Annotated in this window: 12 protein-coding genes; 5 read left to right on the top strand and 7 right to left on the bottom strand. The window is 68.3% G+C overall.

The genetic code is table 11. From position 1 onward, the window contains the following. Positions 1-134: 134 nt before the first annotated feature. Together ACIGJC_RS24650 and ACIGJC_RS24645 are read left to right on the top strand one after the other, a co-directional pair. Positions 135-1463 carry a putative bifunctional diguanylate cyclase/phosphodiesterase gene (locus tag ACIGJC_RS24650; protein ID WP_483712018.1) on the top strand — a complete coding sequence of 443 codons (1329 nt, stop codon included), beginning with the start codon at positions 135-137 and terminating at the stop codon, positions 1461-1463. 312 nt (positions 1464-1775) lie between these two features. Further along, on the top strand, positions 1776-4418 hold the full coding sequence (locus ACIGJC_RS24645) for a DUF6600 domain-containing protein (protein ID WP_483712017.1): 2643 nt from the start codon (positions 1776-1778) through the stop codon (positions 4416-4418). Between the two features lie 75 nt (positions 4419-4493). Here ACIGJC_RS24645 and ACIGJC_RS24640 read toward each other — a convergent pair whose 3' ends face one another. The 5 genes from ACIGJC_RS24640 to ACIGJC_RS24620 are packed head-to-tail and all read right to left on the bottom strand — an operon-like array spanning position 4494 to position 9076. Beyond that, a complete protein-coding gene (locus ACIGJC_RS24640) occupies positions 4494-5666 on the bottom strand; it encodes an ABC transporter substrate-binding protein (protein WP_483712016.1) in 1173 nt (390 codons plus the stop codon). Positions 5667-5724: 58 nt separating this feature from the next. Continuing rightward, entirely contained in the window at positions 5725-6432 is a 708-nt protein-coding gene (locus tag ACIGJC_RS24635) for an ABC transporter ATP-binding protein (protein ID WP_483712015.1), read from the bottom strand. Further along, complete coding sequence (locus ACIGJC_RS24630) at positions 6419-7183, bottom strand: ABC transporter ATP-binding protein (RefSeq protein ID WP_483712014.1); 765 nt, start codon at positions 7181-7183, stop codon at positions 6419-6421. The genes ACIGJC_RS24635 and ACIGJC_RS24630 overlap by 14 nt, the downstream gene beginning before the upstream one ends. Then, positions 7176-8201 (bottom strand): branched-chain amino acid ABC transporter permease, encoded by a 1026-nt coding sequence (locus ACIGJC_RS24625; protein ID WP_483712013.1) that lies wholly within the window; start codon positions 8199-8201, stop codon positions 7176-7178. The genes ACIGJC_RS24630 and ACIGJC_RS24625 overlap by 8 nt, the downstream gene beginning before the upstream one ends. A gap of 11 nt (positions 8202-8212) precedes the next feature. Then, the gene (locus ACIGJC_RS24620) at positions 8213-9076 is read right to left on the bottom strand and encodes a branched-chain amino acid ABC transporter permease (RefSeq protein WP_483712012.1); all 864 of its coding nucleotides are present in this window, start codon (positions 9074-9076) and stop codon (positions 8213-8215) included. A 585-nt stretch (positions 9077-9661) separates the two neighbouring features. Here ACIGJC_RS24620 and ACIGJC_RS24615 point away from each other — a divergent pair. The 3 genes from ACIGJC_RS24615 (at position 9662) to ACIGJC_RS24605 (ending at position 12454) form a co-directional block, all read left to right on the top strand. Further along, on the top strand, positions 9662-10573 hold the full coding sequence (locus tag ACIGJC_RS24615; RefSeq protein WP_483712011.1) for an IclR family transcriptional regulator: 912 nt from the start codon (positions 9662-9664) through the stop codon (positions 10571-10573). A gap of 30 nt (positions 10574-10603) precedes the next feature. Continuing rightward, on the top strand, positions 10604-11416 hold the full coding sequence (locus ACIGJC_RS24610; RefSeq protein WP_483712010.1) for an SDR family oxidoreductase: 813 nt from the start codon (positions 10604-10606) through the stop codon (positions 11414-11416). 63 nt (positions 11417-11479) lie between these two features. Further along, positions 11480-12454: a Bug family tripartite tricarboxylate transporter substrate binding protein gene (locus tag ACIGJC_RS24605; protein WP_483712009.1), complete on the top strand. Its 975-nt coding sequence runs from the start codon at positions 11480-11482 to the stop codon at positions 12452-12454. Positions 12455-12526: 72 nt separating this feature from the next. Here ACIGJC_RS24605 and ACIGJC_RS24600 read toward each other — a convergent pair whose 3' ends face one another. Then, positions 12527-13918, bottom strand: coding sequence for an MFS transporter (locus ACIGJC_RS24600; protein ID WP_483712008.1), 1392 nt, complete (start codon positions 13916-13918; stop codon positions 12527-12529). A 117-nt stretch (positions 13919-14035) separates the two neighbouring features. Further along, positions 14036-17101, bottom strand: a complete 3066-nt coding sequence (locus ACIGJC_RS24595; protein ID WP_483712007.1) for an ATP-binding protein — start codon at positions 17099-17101, stop codon at positions 14036-14038. Positions 17102-17103 lie beyond the last annotated feature (2 nt).

The raw sequence follows: 17103 nt of genomic DNA, 5'->3' as shown, positions 1-17103 counted from the left end.
GGAGCCGGGCGTTGCTAAGCCGCATTGGCGCGCACGCCGGAATTCCCGAAGCGCTTGCTTTTTTCATGGTTTTCGTCACACTTCCCTGAATTGCAGATCTGGTAACAATGTCGATAATTGCAAAAGAGGCAGGGATGGTGGCCAAGTCGGGGGCGAAAGCGGCTGGCGCTTCGCCAGACGGGGAGACCGATCCGCTGACCGGGGTCGGGAATCGGGGGGGATTCTTAAAGCGGCTGGAGGCACGCCTGCAAAGCGAGGCGGTGCCCCGCTGCGCATTGCTGTTGATCGGCATTGATGATTTCCGCGCCTTCAATGACATGCACGGCCATGCCGAGGGCGACCTGATCCTGCAAGGCGTGGCACGCCGGCTGCGCGACGCATCGCCGCGCGATGCCGTGATCGCCCGCGTCGGCAGCGACGAGTTCTCGGTGCTGCTGCCTTCCATTTCGGATCCGACCCTGGTTCGTCACGTCTGCGCTGCAATCCTTTCCATGCTGTCCTCGCCGCACGAATACAGCGGGCGCCGCCATCACGTGCTTGCCAGCGTGGGCGCGTGCGTGCTGCCGGCCGCCGGCGATCTAGCCTCCGACGCGCTCGCGGCCGCCAGCCTGGCGCTGGCCCGTGCCAAGCACGATGGCGGGCGCACCATCCGCTTCTTCAAGCCGCAGATGCGCCAGGACGTGACCACGCGGCTGTCGCTGGTGCAGGCGCTGCACGAGGCTTACGCGCAGCGTCAGTTCGAGCTTCACTACCAGCCCCAGGTCGACTTGCGCGACGGCCGCATCATGGGCGCCGAGGCGCTGCTGCGCTGGCGCCATCCGACGCGCGGCCTGCTCGCGCCGGCAAGCTTCATCGATGCGCTGGCGGCCAGCAGCGTGGCCAGCGACGTGGGCATGTGGCTGCTGCAGACTGCCTGCGCGCAGGCGCGGGCGTGGGCGCTGACCTTGCCCCAGGCGCCGCGCGTGGCCATCAACCTGTTCGCCGCGCAACTGGCCGAAAGCCGGCTGGTGACCGAGGTGCGCCATGTCTTGCGCGCGCTGGAACTGCCGCCGTCCAGCCTGGAAATCGAGATCACCGAGACCATCGCGCTGCAGCAGGGCGACGAGGTGTCCGACCAGCTCCAGGCGCTGCGCCGCGACGGCGTGACCCTGACCTGCGACGACTTCGGTACGGGTTACGCCTCGCTGAGCTTCCTCAAGTCGTTCCCGGTGGACCGTCTGAAGATCGACCAGTCCTTCGTGCGCAACGTGACGCAGGATCCGGTGGATGCCGCCATCGTCCGCTCCGTCATCAACGTCGGGCAGAGCCTGCAGATCGGCGTGGTGGCGGAGGGCGTCGAAACGGTCGAACAGCGAGACTTCCTGCTGGCCAATGGCTGCTGGGAGGCGCAAGGCTATCTGTACAGCCGGCCCGTCCCCGCGGAGCGGCTTACGGAGCACTTGCGCGAGCAGTCAGGGAACTGACACCGGAACCGCGCGCGCCCGTTGTTGCCAGGGCGCTGGCGGTACTGGGAGACGGCGAGAGTCAAGGAGTTGTTTCCACCTTTGACGGCCGCTTGCACTGCCGCCTTCATCCGTACCGCCGGTTCCGGCCTCCATCGTGCTTCGCCGGCACGCATCCTCCCAGCGTGTCGCGGCCAGAGGAAATAACCGCTTACAAAGTCTTGTCCGCGCCGGACTCCCGGGGACGTTGCTCCATGTATGGTGACATCAGGACGGCCGCCGGCCGCCGTGGGCCTTGCGCCGTGGGCCTTGTTCTCCCAGCTTCTCGAATCCATGTATCGCTCACCTGCGCCTGACCGAAATTCCGCCATTGGCCCTCGCCGCCTGAAGGCCAGCGTCACAACCTGGCTGCCCATGCTGGCCGTGACGGCCGGCCTGGCCCTGACCTTCGCGCCATGGCCGGGTCATGCCCAGCCTTCGCCGCTTGGCGAGCCAGGAGCGGTGGTCGAGCAGACCGATCCGCCATCGCGCGTCGCTACCCTGACCGAGGCGGCGGGCAACCTCAGCTTTGCCCCGGCCGGCTCTGACGAGTGGGCCGCGGCCGGCCTGAACCGGCCGATCACCACCGGCGACCGCCTGTGGGTCGACAACGGCGGCCGTGCCGAGATGCATGCCGGCGCCGTGACCGTCCGCCTGGGCAGCGCGACGGCCGTCAGCGTGCTTAACCTGGACGACAACGCCACGCAGGTCAAGCTCACGCAGGGTACGCTGCAGTTGCGGGTGCGCGCGTTGCCGCAGGACCAGCCGGTGGAAGTCGACACGCCCAACCTGGCCTTCGTGCCGCGCGAGCCGGGCGACTACCGGCTGGACGTGTCGCCCGATGGCAGTGTCACCACCGTGACCATGCGCCATGGCCGCGCCGTGATCTATGGCGACAGCCGCTCGCTGGAGATGAACCGCGGCGAGCGCATGAGTTTTGGCGGGACCGACCTGGCCGATGCCGGCCCGGGCAACCTGCCGCCCGAGGACGATTTCGACCGCTGGACCGCCGCCCGCGATGCGCGCGAAGACGCGTCGCCCTCGGCCCGCTACGTGCCGCGCGACATGCCCGGCTATGCCGCGCTGGACGGCTACGGCGACTGGCAGGAAGACGCCGGTTACGGCGCGGTATGGTTTCCGCGCGCGGTGGATACGGGGTGGGCGCCATACAGCACCGGCCACTGGGCCTGGGTCGCGCCGTGGGGCTGGACCTGGATCGACGATGCGCCGTGGGGGTTTGCGCCGTTCCACTATGGGCGCTGGGCCTATATCGGCAGCCGCTGGGGCTGGGTGCCGGGACCGCGCGTGCCGCGGCCGTGTTACGCGCCGGCGCTGGTCGGCTTTGTGGGCGCCGGCCCCAACTGGAGCGTGCGCGTGGGCGGCGGCCCGGGCGTGGCCTGGTATCCGCTTGGCCCGCGCGACGCCTACCGGCCCGTGTACCGCGCGAGCCCGGCCTATGTCACGCGGATCAACCGCGTGAACGTCAATTACCTGTCCAACGACTACCGCTTCCGCGGCGAGCAGCGCCCGAACCGTGATGTACCGGGCGCGATCCGCGGCATGCCGGCGCGCAATTTCGTCGAAGGCCGGCCGGTACCGCGCAATCTGCGCGGCAATGAATGGCGCAACTTGCCGCAGGGCGAGGCCCGCGGCGCGCCGCCGGTAGCGCCGGTCAAGGGCAGCCTGCTCGGCGCGGCGCCGGTCCGCCAGCTTCCGCCACAGGCGCGCCAGGGGTTCGAGCGCCAGGCGATTGCGGCGCGCCCGCCCGGACAACCCGCGCATGACGAACTGGCCCGGCGCTTCGCCCGCGAAGGCGGCGTGGTGTCGGGCGCTGGCCCCGTATGGCGCGGCGGCGACACGCGGCCACGCGGCAGGGACGCGCAGCAAGTCGCGCCGAACGTGCGCATGAGCCAGGCTGCCGTGGCCGCGCGGCCCGCCATACCGCCGCAGCGCCACGACGACGATGCCGGGCGGCGCCCGCCGGCCGGTGCCGAACGCGGCGCCCCGGCGATGGGCGGCGATCCCTGGCGTGGCAATGGCCGCGGTTTCACCACGCGGCCCGACCAGGTGCAGGGGCTGGTCCAGATGCCCGACGCCCAGCGCCAGGGGCAGGAACTCCAGCGCCAGCAGCAACAGGTGATGCAGCGCCAGCAGATGGAACAGCAACGCCAGCAACAGGAGCAGCAACGGCAGGGCGCCGACCTGCGCCGGCAGCAGCAACAGGCGCAGGAGCGCCAGCAATGGGAGCAGCAGCGCCAGGGCCATGAAGCGCAAGACCAGGCGCAGGCGATGCAGCGTCAGCAGCAACAAGCCATGCAGCGCCAGCAGATGGACACGCAGCGACAGCAGGCCGATCAGCAGCGGCAGCAACAGGCCGTGCAGCGCCAGCAGATGGAGCAACAGCGGCAGTTGCAGGAGCAGCAGCGCCAGCAGTCAGAGCAGCGCCACATGATGGAGTCGCAGCGCCAGCAGGCGGAGCAGCAACGGCAGATGGCCGAGCAGCAGCGCCAGCAGCAGGCGGCCCAGCGCCAGCAGATGGAACAGCAGCGCCAGATGCAGGAGCAACAGCGCCACCAGCAGGAGCAGCAGCGGCAGATGGCCGACCAGCAGCGCCAGCAGCAGGCCATGCAGCGCCAGCAGATGGAGCAGCAGCGCCAGATGCAGGAGCAGCAGCGGCGGGCACAGGACCAGCAACGCGCCGCGCAGGAACAACAGCGCGCCGCCCAGGAGCAGCAGCGCGCGATGCAGCAACAGCAGCGTGCCATGCAGGAGCAGCAGCGCCAGCAGCAGGATCAGCAGCGGCAGATGCAGGAACGCCAGCGGCAGCAGCAACAGCAGCAGCAACAGCAGCAACAGCAGCAGATGGAACAGCAGCGCCAGCAGCAGCGCGCTCAACATGACCGCGGGCATCAGGAAGCCCGCAACGACGGCCGCTAGCAGAACGGCGACAGCACAAGGCAATGCGGGCCGTCAGGGGTGCAGCCTGACGGCCCGCATCGTTATGTCAACGTCTTACTTCGCCAGTTCCGACAGGCGCACCGGCGAGATCTTGCCGTTCTGCACCCAGCCCACCACGGTATCGGCGACCGAACCGCCCTTGGCGTCGATGCCTTCCACCTCGTTCGGGTTGGCGTCCTTCGGCAGCGCCTTGACGGCTTCCGGCATCTTCGCGCGGATCGCAACGGCATCGCTGGTGGTGCCGGCCAGCTTCATCGCGCCGGCCAGCGCGTACACCATGGTGTAGTTCAGCGACATCTCGGTGGTGGCATCGCGTCCGTCATGCAGCTTCTTGTACTTGGCATTGAACGTCTGCGCGGCCGGGCGGCCGTCGTTGACCAGCGGCAGCACGCCGATCGAGCCTTCCAGCATGGCCAGGCCGTTGGTGACCTTGGCCATCTCGTCCATCTTGGCCTGGTCCATGATGATGAAGCCGCCCTTGAAGCCTAGTTCGCGGGCCTGCTTGACCACCAGTGCGGTCGGCTCGGACGGCCCGCCGACGAACATCACGTCCGGCTTGTCGGTGATGGCACGCGACACGCCGCTGTAGAAGTCGGTGGCCTTGGTATAGGACATCGGGTTGTTGCCGACGACCTTGCCGCCCGCGCCTTCCCAGGCCGGGACAAAGGCCTGCACCCACGCCTTGGCGTAGTCGTGGTCGGCCGGCGCCAGCGCCACGTTCTTGCCGTAGCGCTTCATCTGCGCCTTGACGAAGGGCTCGATGTAGCCGGTGTAGGCGGGCGGGATGCGGATGGTCAGCTTGTTGCCGGCGTCGGTGATGCGCGGCACGCTCGAATAGGCCATGACCAGGAACTTCTCCTGCTCGTTGAAGGCCTGCAGCGCGAAGATGCCGCCCGAATGCGGCACGAACACGGCGGGGGTCTTGTGCTGCTGCACCAGGCGGCGCGCGTTGATGGCGGCTTCGGCGGGCGAATACTTGTCATCGAGCGCCACGACTTCGAGCTTCACCTTCTTGCCCTTGACCTCCAGGCCCGAGGCGTTGATCTCGTCCACGGCCATCTGCACGCCGGACAGCACGTTCTTGCCATACAGCGCCGCGCCGCCTGATAGCGGCCCGGTGTAGCCGATCTTGACGACTTCCTGGGCCAGTGCTGCGCCGGAGGCCAGCATGGCGGCGACGGCGGTGGCGGCCAGCGGGAAAATGCGGCGGATGATGTTGCTCTGCATGTCTGTCTCCTTGATGGATTCTTACTGCGCTTGTCCGGGTTGATAGAACCGCGGCTTGCTAGCCGCCGATGTATGCCTTGCGAATGCCTTCATCCTTCAGCAGCGAATCGCGGTCGCCCTCCATCACGATGCGGCCGCTTTCGATCACATACGCGCGATGTGCAATCCCCAGCGCCGCGTACGCGTTCTGTTCCGCCAGCAGCACCGTGGTGCCCGCGCGGTTGATGCGCTGGATGATCTCGAACATCTGCTTGACCACCAGCGGCGCCAGGCCCAGCGAAGGCTCGTCGAGCAGCAGCGCGCGCGGACGGCTCATCAGCGCGCGGCCCAATGCCACCATCTGCTGCTGGCCGCCTGACAGCGAACCCGCGGGGTCGTCCTTCTTTTGCCGCAGGATCGGGAACATCTCGTACACCTCTTCGAGCGTCTTGCGGATACCGGCCGAATCGCGCCGGTGCACGTAGGCGCCGAGCGTCAGGTTCTTCTCGACGCTCATGGCCGGAAACAGCTTGCGGCCTTCCGGGCAATGCACGAGTCCGGCCTGCACGATCTGCGACGGCTTCATGCCCGAGAGCTCGCGGCCGTCGAAGCGCATGCTGCCGCCGCTGATGCGGTGGATCGCGCTCATCGCCAGGAAGATGGAACTCTTGCCCGCACCGTTGGCGCCGAGCAGCACCACCAGTTCGCCGGCGCCGGCATGCAGCGTGATGTTGTCCAGGGCTCGGAAGCTGCCGTACGACAGCGAGACGCGTTCAAGCTGCAACATGGTCGGCTCCCAGGTAGGCCTCGATGACATGCGGATCCTGCTGGATCTGCGCCGGCGTGCCTTCGGCGATCTTCTCGCCGTAGTTCAGCACCATGATCTTGTCGGCCAGGCGCATGATCATGTCCATCTTGTGTTCGATCAGGCAGACCGTCTTGCCGTGGCGGACCATCTTGCGGATCAGTTCCGCCAGGCCCACGGTTTCCTCCGGGTTGACGCCGCCGGCGGGCTCGTCGAGCAGCAGCAGTTCGGGGTCGGTGGCCAGCGCCAGCGCAAAGGCCACACGCTTGCGCGCTTCCTGCGTGATATCGGCGGCGATCTCGTGCGCCAGATGCGCGAGGCCGACGAAGTCGAGCGCGGCTTCGGCCTTGTCGCGGCACAGGCGCTCTTCTTCACGCAGGCGGCGCGTGTTGAACAGCACATCGCCAAGGCCCGAGCGCGTGCGCAGGCGGTGGCCCACGATCAGGTTGTCCAGCACCGTGGCGCGGTCGAACAGCGCCGTGGCCTGGAACGTGCGCGCCACGCCGAGCCGCGCGATCTGGTCGGCGCGCAGGCCGGCCACATCCTGCCCCTTGAACAGGACCTGCCCGGAACTCGGCGCGTGCGTGCCGGCGATCAGGTTGAAGAACGTGGTCTTGCCGGCGCCGTTGGGGCCGATGATGGCGTTGATATGGCCCTGCTCGAAGGTCACGGAAACATCGTTGACCGCGGTCAGGCCGCCAAATTTCTTGGTCAGGTTGCGGATCTCAAGCACGGTCGGCTCCGGCGGTGGTGGCTACGGGTGCGGCGGCGGGGGATGCGGCAGGCCGGCGGTTGCCGCGGCGCGCGGCGGCAGCCTTGCGCGCCTGCTTTTTCAGCCAGGAGCCGACGATGCCGTCCGGGAAGAAGATGATCAGCAGGATCAGCACCGGGCCGAACACCAGCATGCGGTAGTCCTGCAGGAACTGCAGCGTCTGCGTGACCCACGGCACCAGCAGCGCGCCCAGCAGCGGCCCGAACAGCGTGCCGGTGCCGCCGACCAGCATCGCCATCACCATGTCGAAGGTCAGGTCGGTGCGCGCGATATCGGGGCCGAGGAAGCGCACCTGGCCCGCATAGAGCGCGCCCGCGAAACCGGCATAGCCGACCGACAGCACGAAGGACAGCACCTTGGCGCGCATCAGGTCGATGCCCAGCGCCTCGGCCAGCGCGTCGCTGTTGCGCACGGCCATGAAGCTGCGGCCCAGCAGCGAGGTGACGATGCGATGCATCAGGTAAGTGCCGATCACCAGGAAGGCCAGCACCAGGTAGTACTGCGCCGGCACGCTGTCGAACGTGACCGGGCCGATCGCCGCCGGCACCGGAATGCCGATCAGGCCCACGGTGCCATGCGTCAGGCTTTCCCACTTCTCGATCAGCAGGTAGATGATGTAGCCGATGCACATCGTGAAGATCGAGAAGTAATGGCCTTTCAGCCGCAGCGATACCAGGCCCACCACATAGCCGATCGCCATGCTGACCACGCCGGACAGCGCGAACGCCAGCCAGAACGGCACCTGGTGGTCGACCGTCAGGATGCCCAGCGTGTAGGCGCCGATGGCCATGAAGCCGCCGTGCGCGAGGTTGAGCTGGCCGGTGTAGCCGGTGATGAGGTTCAGCCCCAGCGTGGCGATGGCGTAGATGAACGCCAGCGTCATCACGGTCAGGTAGTAGCTGTTGGGCGTGATCAGCGGGAACGCAATCGCCAGCGCCAGCAGCAGGATCCAGCCGGTCTTTCCTTGCAGTGCTTTCATCGTCGTAGTCCTCAGGCCGCCTTGCCGGCGAACAGGCCTTGCGGCCGGATCGACAGGATCACCACCAGCAGCACGAAGGCGATGATGTCCTTGTAGTCGGTCGAAACATAGAAGCCGCCGAAGCTCTCGGCCATGCCGATGATGAGCCCGCCGGCAATGGCGCCCGGGATGCTGCCCATGCCGCCCAGGATGATGATGACGAAGGCCTTGGTGATGACCAGGTTGCCCATGCTCGGGTAGACCAGGTTGATCGGCGCGTAGAGCGTGGCGGCGATGGCGGCGAGCGCGCCCGAGATGGCGAACACCAGCAGCGTCACGCGCGTGGCGTCGATGCCGACCAGCGCGGCGCCTTCGCGGTTCTGCGCCATGGCCATGATGGTGGCGCCGGTCATGGTCCGCGTGAGGAACAGGTGCAGCAGCACCATCAGCGCGAACGCCGCGGCGATGATCAGCAGGCGCTGAAGCGGCGCGGTCAGGCCGAACAGTTCAACGACCTGACCGTAAGGCGTCGGCATGCGGTGGAAATCCGCGCCCCACAGCGCCTGCGCGCCGGCTTCGAGGAACAGCAGGATGCCGATGGCCGCGATCATGTCGTGCAGCTCGGGCGCATTGCGCAGCGGATGGAACACCAGCCGGTCGGCCAGCATGGACAGCATCGCCACCACCACGGCCGCGCCGAGCATCGCCAGCCAGTAGTTCAGGCCGAGCGTGGTCATCAGGTAGTACGAGACGTAGGCGCCGGCCATGTAGAAAGCGCCGTGCGCGAAATTCGGCACGTGCAGGATGCCGTAGACCAGCGTCAGGCCAAGCGCCACCAGGCTGTACACGCCGCCCAGCGTCAGGCCGTTCAGGATCTGTTGAAGGAACAATGCCACAGGCTCACCTCGTGAAGTTCACGAAACAGGGCACGCGCCGGCCGCAAGCGGGCGCGTGGGTTCATGGCGGCAGCCCGTGGGCTGCCGCGCATGTGAAAGAGGGGATCAGTCGAGGATCCGGGCCGCGGCGAGCGGTGCCGGGGCCGGGTGGGCGCCTTGCGCCAGTCGGGGGTGGTGCTCGCGGACAGATGCGTACTGCGGGTGTTGCATGGTTGTCTCCTATGCGATGCGGTCTGCGCTGTTGCGCCGCGGTGTGCCGGTCGTTGCCGGCAACGCCGTTGCGTGGAAGTGACAATTCCCGCACGGTCGTTCGTTTTCAACGACTTTTGCATGGGGTCGAAGGGGAGTCAAGGAAACTGGCCCAGTATTCCGCACAGCGAAATAGCTGCGCGCCACGGGACTCGCTGAGAGCGCACGGTCTAGAGGAAATCCCTGACAGGCTCGCCCGGTGCGCGATGCGCGGGCCACCTTGGTCGGCGGACCGGGCCATCCATGGCACCTATGACCCCTATGTATTCGCTACATAGCCGGCTTGAGCGAGGCGCGAACTGGTATCTAGTGAAGCTGGACAACATCCGGCTTTGCATGAAGCGCTCCACCTCCATCCCGGCCCCGCCGCCCGATGCCGCCCACGTCATGCCCGCCATGCCTTGCGGTGCGGCGGAGCCCGCTGAAGACCGCAACTTCGTCACCGCGCTGGCGCGCGGCATGGAGTTGCTGCGCGCGTTCGGGCCGCATGACGACTACCTGGGCAACGCCGAGTTGTCGCGCCGCACGGGAATCCCGCGGCCTTCGGTGTCGCGCCTGACCTATACGCTGGCCTCGCTCGGCTACCTCGCCTATATCGAGTCGACGGAGAAGTACCGGCTGGGGCAGGGCGCGATGGTGCTGGGGCATCGCTATATTTCCGGCGCGGGCATCCGCGACATCGCGCAGCCGCTGATGCAGTCGCTTTCGTTCGCGACCGACTGCACCGTTGCGCTGGCCATGCCCGACCGCCACGCTATGGTCTACCTCGAATCGTGCCAGCCGCGCGGCGCGCTGGTGATCCGGCTCGCGCCCGGCGCGCGCCTGCCGATGGCTACCTCGGCGATGGGACGCGCATGGCTGGCGGGGCTCGACCAAGCGCACCGCGAAGCCGCGCTGGCCGAACTGGAGCGCCACTATGGCGCGCGCTGGGCGCCGGTGCGCGGCAAGATCGAACGTTCGCTGCGCGACCACGCGCGGCGCGGTTTCTGCGTGGCCCATGCCGAGTGGGACCGTACCGTCAGCGGTGCCGCTGCGCCGCTGCGGCTCGAAGGCAGCGGCGAGGTGCTGGCGCTGAATATCGGTGGCGCCGCGGCGCGGCTGTCACCCGAAATCCTGGAAGGCAACCTGGGCCCGCGCATCCGCGACCTGGCCCAGACGCTGCAGGCGCGGTTGTGGCAGGCCGGTGCCGGGCAGCAAGGATCGACACGACCCGCGCCGGCAACACCCGACGCGCGTGAAGCCAACTGAAAGACAACACAGACACGAGGAGACACACGCATGCAAGTCAAAGACAAGACCGTCGTCGTGACGGGCGGTGCCACGGGCATCGGCCGTGCGCTGGCCCTGGCCTTCGCGCAGGCCGGGGCGCGCGGCGTGGCCATCGCCGATCTGAACGCCGCCGGCGCTGCCTCGGTGGCCGCCGAAGTGCAGGCGGCCGCCCCCGACTGCAAGGTATTCGGGCAGGCGGTGGATGTCGCCGATGCCAGCGCCGTGCAGGCGCTGACGGACGAGGCGACGCGCCGCTTCGGCCAGGTCGATGTGTTCTGCTCCAACGCCGGCATCATCCTGCGCAAGGGGCTCGACGCCAGCGCCGGGGAATGGCAGCGCATCTGGGACATCAACGTCATGGCGCACATCCACGCGGCCAAGGCGGTGCTGCCGCAGATGCTCGAGCGCGGTGACGGCTACTTCGTCAATACCGTGTCGGCCGCGGGGCTGCTGTCGCAGATCGGTTCGGCGCCGTACGCGGTGACCAAGCATGCGGCCATCGGCTTCGCGGAATGGCTGTCGATCACTTACGGCGACCGCGGCATCAAGGTGAGCTGCATCTGCCCGCAGGGCGTGCAGACCAACATGCTGTTCGGCGAGAACGGCGAGCGCAAGGGCTTCCTGCAGGAGGGATCGGTCACGGCCGAGCATGTGGCCGATGCCACGCTCGCAGGCATGGCCGACGAGCGCTTCCTGATCCTGCCGCACCCCGAGGTACTGGAATACTATCGCCGCAAGGGACAGGACTACGACCGCTGGCTGCGCGGCATGCGCCGCCTGCACGAGAAGGTCATGCAGGAGTTCGGCGGTAGCGCCGTGTAGTCCCGGATTCTTCCACAGAACAGCCGGCGCCCACGCAGGCGCCGGACCGCCAGGAGACAACCGATGCGAGTCAGTTCCGTTGCCGTGGCCGCGCTCGCCGCTGCCGCTGTGTTCAGTGCCCCCGCCGCGCAGGCGCAGGCGTATCCGAACAAGCCGATCCGGATGGTGGTCGGGTTTCCCAGCGGCGGCGCGCCCGACACGCTGGCGCGCATCGTTTCCGAGAAGATCTCGCCTGCGTGGGGGCAGCCGGTCGTGGTGGACAACAAGCCCGGTGCCGGCGGCAATATCGGCGCCGAGGCCGTGGCCCATGCGCCGGCCGACGGCTACACGCTGGCGATGGGCACCGTGGGCACGCACTCGATCAACGGCGCGCTCTACAGCAAGATGCCATATGACATGGTCAAGGATTTCGCGCCCGTGATCCTCGTTGCCACGACCCCCAATGTGCTGGTCGTGCATCCGGACGTGCCGGCGAAGAACGTGGCCGAACTGATCGCGATGGCCAAGGCGAAGCCGGGAGGCCTGACCTTCGGTACGCCTGGCGTCGGGACCTCGCTGCACGTGGCCGGAGAGATGTTCAACGCGATGGCAGGCGTGAAAATCACGCACGTGCCCTACAAGGGGCGGGCCATGGCGATCCCCGACCTGCTCGGCGGCCACATCACGATGATGTTCGACAACCTGCCGTCGGCGCTGCCCGTGGTGAAGGAAGGCAAGCTGCGCGCGCTCGGCGTCACCAGCGCCAAGCGCTCGCCCTCGGCGCCGGACATTCCCACGCTGGCCGAGCAAGGCCTTCCCGGCTTCGAGGCGGACTCCTGGTTCGCGATTTTCGCGCCAGTGAATACGCCCAAGGATGTGGTTGCGAAGCTCAATGCGGAACTGAACCGGATCTATTCGCTTCCCGACGTGCAGGCAAAGCTCCGGACGCTCGGTCTGGAGCCGGTGCTTGGTACGCCCGAGCGGCTGGCGAGCTACCAGCGGGCGGAGATCGCCAAGTGGGCGAGGGTGGTGAAGGAGTCGGGGGCGAAGGCGGAGTGAGGGGTTAAGACGTTCGGGGGGCTTTGGCAATGACGGTCCAACCGCCCTCCGATCGTGCAATGACCAAAGACGTCAGGCGTCGGGTTCCGGGGTGGCCTGGGTGTGCTGGGCGGTGTCGGCATCGCGTAGCCGGCTCAGGCTGATCGCCGCGCCGAGCGTAGCCATGGCCACCGCCACATAGAGCGCGAAGCGCGCGCCACCGGTCTCGTCCAGGCTGAACAGCAGGGCCACCACGGCGGTGCCGGTGGTCTGCCCGAGCAGGCGCGTGGTGGCTTGCGCTCCGCTCGCGCCGCCGCTGCGTTCGGGCGGCGTGGCGCCGATCATGGCGCGATTGTTGGGCGACTGGAACAGGCCGAAGCCAAGCCCGCATATCGCCATGCGCCAGACGATATCGAGGCTGCTGGCATCGCGGCCGAGCCATGCCAGGCCAAGCAGGCCGGCCGCAAGCAGCGCCAGCCCGAGGCCCGCCAGGATGCTGGCGGGATAGCGGTCCGAGAGGCGGCCCGACAGCGCCGCCATCAGCGCCACCGTCAATGGCCAGGGCGTGATCAGCAGCCCCGTTTCGTGCAGCGAGCGGCCCAACTGGTACTCGAAATAGAACGGCAGCGCCACGAACGCCAGCATCTGCGTCATGAATGAGCAGAACGACGTGCCGACCGCCAGCGTGAAGGCCCGGCTGGCAAACAGGTCCACGGGCACGAGCGGCGCCTGGCGGCCGTGCTGGCGGCGCACCAGGATCCAGCCCAGCACGATGGTGAGGCCTACCGCGGCGGCACCGGCGTAGCGCAGGCCGCCATGGCCGAGACCATCGACGCCGAGGATAAACAGGCCGAACACCAGCGCGGACAGCACGGCGCTCGGGTAGTCGAAATCGCGCGGCTGCGGCGCCGTTGCCGGCAGCGCGCTGCGGCTGAGCGCCAGCGCGAAGATCGCCACGGGCACGTTCACGGCGAATAGCCACTGCCAGCTCGCCAGCGACAGAATCAGGGCCCCGAGCGACGGGCCCACCGCCGTGGTCACGCCGACCACCAGCGCATTGAGCCCGATGCCGCGGCCCAGCCGCGTCGGCGGATAGATGAAGCGCACCAGCGCCGTATTCACGCTCATGATGCCGGCCCCGCCCAGGCCCTGCAGCACGCGCGCCGCGACCAGCATGGGCAGGCTGACTGCCAGCGCGCACAGCAGCGATCCAACCAGGAAAGTGGCCAGCCCGGCGCGGTACACACGCTTGTATCCCAGGATGTCACCCAGCGACGACAGCGGCAGCAGGCACACCGTGACCGTGAGCTGATAGGCGTTCACCACCCAGATTGTGTTCGAAGGCTCGGACTGCAGCTGGCGCGCGATCGACGGCAGCGCGATATTGGCAATGGAGCCGTCCAGCACGGCCATGATCAGCCCGCAGAAGACGGTGAGGATGGCCCAGGTGCGCTGCGGCTGGGGGAGGCCTTGATGTAACGGCATGGGGAAGACAATGGCGGCAAGGACGCGCCCGCGAGGCCGGGTGCGGCGCCCTCATTATCGGCGCGCCGGTCGTTGCCCGCAAATCGGCGGATTGTGGTAGAAGTCGCGCCGCCGGAATCAGGCGCTGTCGGGCGCGGCGGCTGCGGGGCCGTCGCTGGCGTAGCGCAGCGCCAGCGCCTGCAAGGCCTCGCCGGCTTCTGCAATGGCCGGACTCCAGTGGCGGGAGCCAAGGCAGAGCTGCTCGACGGCGCGGCAACGGGCATGCAGCGCGGTCTGCAGGACGATCCTGAAACCGCTCGCGGCGCGGTGCGTCCAGGCCTGGAGTGCGTGCAGGTCCCTGGCGGCCAGGATCTGCGCAAGCTCGGGCAAGTCGGTTTGCAACTGCTCGCGCAGCAGGCGCGTATAGCGTTCCTGGTCGGCACAGGCGTCCGGCAGCTTGCGCGCGTGCAGTTCGCGCAGGGCTTGCAGCGCGTCGCCCAGCTCTCGCAATGACGCGGGTTTGGTGATGTAGCCGCTGAAACCGCGCTGCTGCCAGTCCTCGGCCTGCTCCTGCTGGGCAAGCGCGCTGAACGCGAGCACCGGCAGGTCGGGATGCAGGGCGCGCAGGGCATCCAGCAGGGCGTAGCCGTTCATCAGCGGCATATGGATGTCGGTCAGGACGGCATCCACATGGGTCGACTCCGCGACCGCCAGCGCCTGCTTGCCGTTGTCGGTGATGATGGGACGGCAGCCCAGGGCGCGGAGCTGCTCGGCGATCACCGTCTGGTTCAGCGGATTGTCCTCGGCAACGAGGATGTCCAGCCCGGTGATGTCTGGCAAGGGGCGCCACGCCGGCGCGGCGGGCTGGCCGGGGTCACCCGCGGCGGGTGACGGCGCGGAGCCATCCTGCGGGCCCGCGGCAGCGGATGCCACGCTGGCGAGCAGGGCGTCGTGGCTGAAGCTCGTTACCTCGAAGATGCCGGGCGCGCTTTGCCGGGGCCGATGGGGACCGTCCGGCGTCAGCCAGACCACGGGCGCGGCACTGAGCGCCCGCAGCGCAGCGAAGGCCTCCGGATGGTATTCCTCCGTGGCGACGATGACTTGCGGATGGTGGCTCTCCAGGTGCTCGCGCGCGGCGGCCGGCGATGCCAGCAAGTGGGTTCGCCAGCCCGCCGTCGCCAGCCAGGCTTCCAGGCATTCGCCGGTCTTCGCGTCAGGGCATAGCACCATCACGCTGCCGCGCCGTGCGGGCACGGCATCCGGGCGGTTGGCCGTCGCCGCGTCGTCGCCGGCGGCCGGCAAGGGCACGGCAATGGTGAAGGCGCTGCCCACGTCCTGCACGCTCTGCACGCCGATGCTGCCGCCCATGAGTTCGCACAGCCGCGCGCAGATCGAAAGGCCCAGGCCGGTGCCGCCGTGGCCGCTGGTGGCGACGGCATCGCCTTGCACGAACGGCTGGAAGACGCGTTCGGCCAGTGCGGGCGGCATGCCGATTCCCGAATCGCTGACGCGGCAGGTCAGCATGGGGCGGCCGAGCGCGTCCGGGCCGTAACTGCCACTGAGCGTGATGCGGCCGCTTGTGGTGAACTTGAAGGCGTTGTTCAGCAGGTTATTGACGACCTGCGTCAGGCGCATGCGGTCCCCGCACACTTCGCGATCCAGTTGCGGTTCCAGTTGCAGGCTGAACCGGATGCCGCGCTCGGTGGCCATCGGCGCGTATGTCAGCGCCAGGCTTTCCAGTGCATCGGCCAGCCGGAAGGGCTTGCTGAGCAGTTGTAGCTTGCCGGCATCGATCTTCGAGAAATCGAGGATGTCGTTGACGATGCGCCGCAGCCCTTCCGCGGCGGTGCCCAGCGCCTGCAGCCGCGGCGCGTGGCTTTCGAGGCCGGGGCTGCGCGCGAGCAGTTCCAGGTTGCCGATCAGGGCATTGAGCGGCGTGCGAATCTCGTGGCTCATGGCGGCGAAGAAGCGCGAGCGCGCGCGCATCATGGCCTCGGTAGCTTGCTGTGCGGAACGCAGTTCCTGTTCCAGCGCGCGCGCCGCCTCCGAATGGGTCCGCCGCAACAGCTGGCGGCCCCAGTAGCGCGCAATCAGGACGATGGCGCCGATCAGCAGCAGCCCGACGCCGAGGATCACCGCCAGTCCCGGGGCAAGCGCAGGCATCAGCAAGCCATACGGCACGAAGCACACCAGCGTGCCGAACGCCGGCTTCAGCGGCTGGACCATCAGCACGCCCCGGCGCGTGTAGTGCGACAGGTTGCGCGGTTGTCGTCGCGCTTGAGATATGGCGTCGCGGATCACCGGCGCCTGGACCGGCAAGGCCGGCGCGGCGACGTCGATGGCCTCGTCGGCCGCGTTGAGCAGGGCCAGCAGCGCGGTGTCTGCGGTGCGGTCGAGTTGCGCCAGGAAGTCCCCGACCGGCACGCACGTCGCGATCAGGACGGTCGGTCTATCGCCCGAATAGGTCGCTGCGATGCTCAGCATGGCCATCGTACCGGTGAGCGGATCCCGGATCGGGCCGGCCCAGACCTGCGCGTCGCCATGCGGCACTGCATGGCCGGTGCGGTCCAGAAGGGCCTGCGTGATGGCGTCGCGCAGGGCGTCGATCAGCGCGGGCCGGATCGGCGTCGTGGCTTGCGCGGCAGGGCGCCGGCGCGCGAGGACGGCGGCGCTGTCGTCCTCCAGCGACAGGACATAGACCGGCTGGTCCAGGCCGAAGGCCTGCTGCGTGGCCAGCGTATCGAGCGCAATCTGCTGCAGGCGTGCAAGCTGCGCCGGCAGCGAAGGTCCCCAGGCATGCCGCGTGGCGGCCGTTGCGAGAAGGTAGTAGTCGTGTCCGGCGAGCGGATCGGCGACGCGGGCAACGCCGGTCGCGCGGACCGACGCCATCGCGGCCGCGTCCGCCATCTGCGCGGGACCTGGTTCACGGTAGCGGCGCACACTCAGGATGCTGCGCTTCACGAAGGCCGCCTCGCTTTCCAGGCGCTCAGAGAGGGTGGCGGCATAACGGCTAACCTGGTTTTGCTGACGGCTCAGGTGCTTGTCTGTTTCCAGCGCCGCCAGCACGATGCCGGTGAATACCACCAGCGCGATCAGCACGGCAATGGTCGCCGAGTAAAGACGCTGCTGCCGGCGAGCCTTGTCGGCGAGCGTGTCGAAGGCGCTCTCCAGCGACACGCGGGTACTGTCCAGAAGCTGCTGCATGG

It is taken from the genome of Cupriavidus sp. C3SS-1 (assembly GCF_057073755.1).
This window is presented reverse-complemented; position numbering and strand designations above follow the sequence as displayed.

What these genes read in the sequence shown, in the direction of transcription:
- ACIGJC_RS24645 (WP_483712017.1), top strand. Translation starts at nt 1,776, where the DNA reads ATGTATCGCTCACCTGCGCCTGACCGAAATTCCGCCATTGGCCCTCGC.
- ACIGJC_RS24615 (WP_483712011.1), top strand. Translation starts at nt 9,662, where the DNA reads ATGAAGCGCTCCACCTCCATCCCGGCCCCGCCGCCCGATGCCGCCCAC.
- ACIGJC_RS24595 (WP_483712007.1), bottom strand. Translation starts at nt 17,101, where the DNA reads ATGCAGCAGCTTCTGGACAGTACCCGCGTGTCGCTGGAGAGCGCCTTC.
- ACIGJC_RS24600 (WP_483712008.1), bottom strand. Translation starts at nt 13,918, where the DNA reads ATGCCGTTACATCAAGGCCTCCCCCAGCCGCAGCGCACCTGGGCCATC.
- ACIGJC_RS24605 (WP_483712009.1), top strand. Translation starts at nt 11,480, where the DNA reads ATGCGAGTCAGTTCCGTTGCCGTGGCCGCGCTCGCCGCTGCCGCTGTG.
- ACIGJC_RS24610 (WP_483712010.1), top strand. Translation starts at nt 10,604, where the DNA reads ATGCAAGTCAAAGACAAGACCGTCGTCGTGACGGGCGGTGCCACGGGC.
- ACIGJC_RS24640 (WP_483712016.1), bottom strand. Translation starts at nt 5,666, where the DNA reads ATGCAGAGCAACATCATCCGCCGCATTTTCCCGCTGGCCGCCACCGCC.
- ACIGJC_RS24625 (WP_483712013.1), bottom strand. Translation starts at nt 8,201, where the DNA reads ATGAAAGCACTGCAAGGAAAGACCGGCTGGATCCTGCTGCTGGCGCTG.
- ACIGJC_RS24650 (WP_483712018.1), top strand. Translation starts at nt 135, where the DNA reads ATGGTGGCCAAGTCGGGGGCGAAAGCGGCTGGCGCTTCGCCAGACGGG.
- ACIGJC_RS24635 (WP_483712015.1), bottom strand. Translation starts at nt 6,432, where the DNA reads ATGTTGCAGCTTGAACGCGTCTCGCTGTCGTACGGCAGCTTCCGAGCC.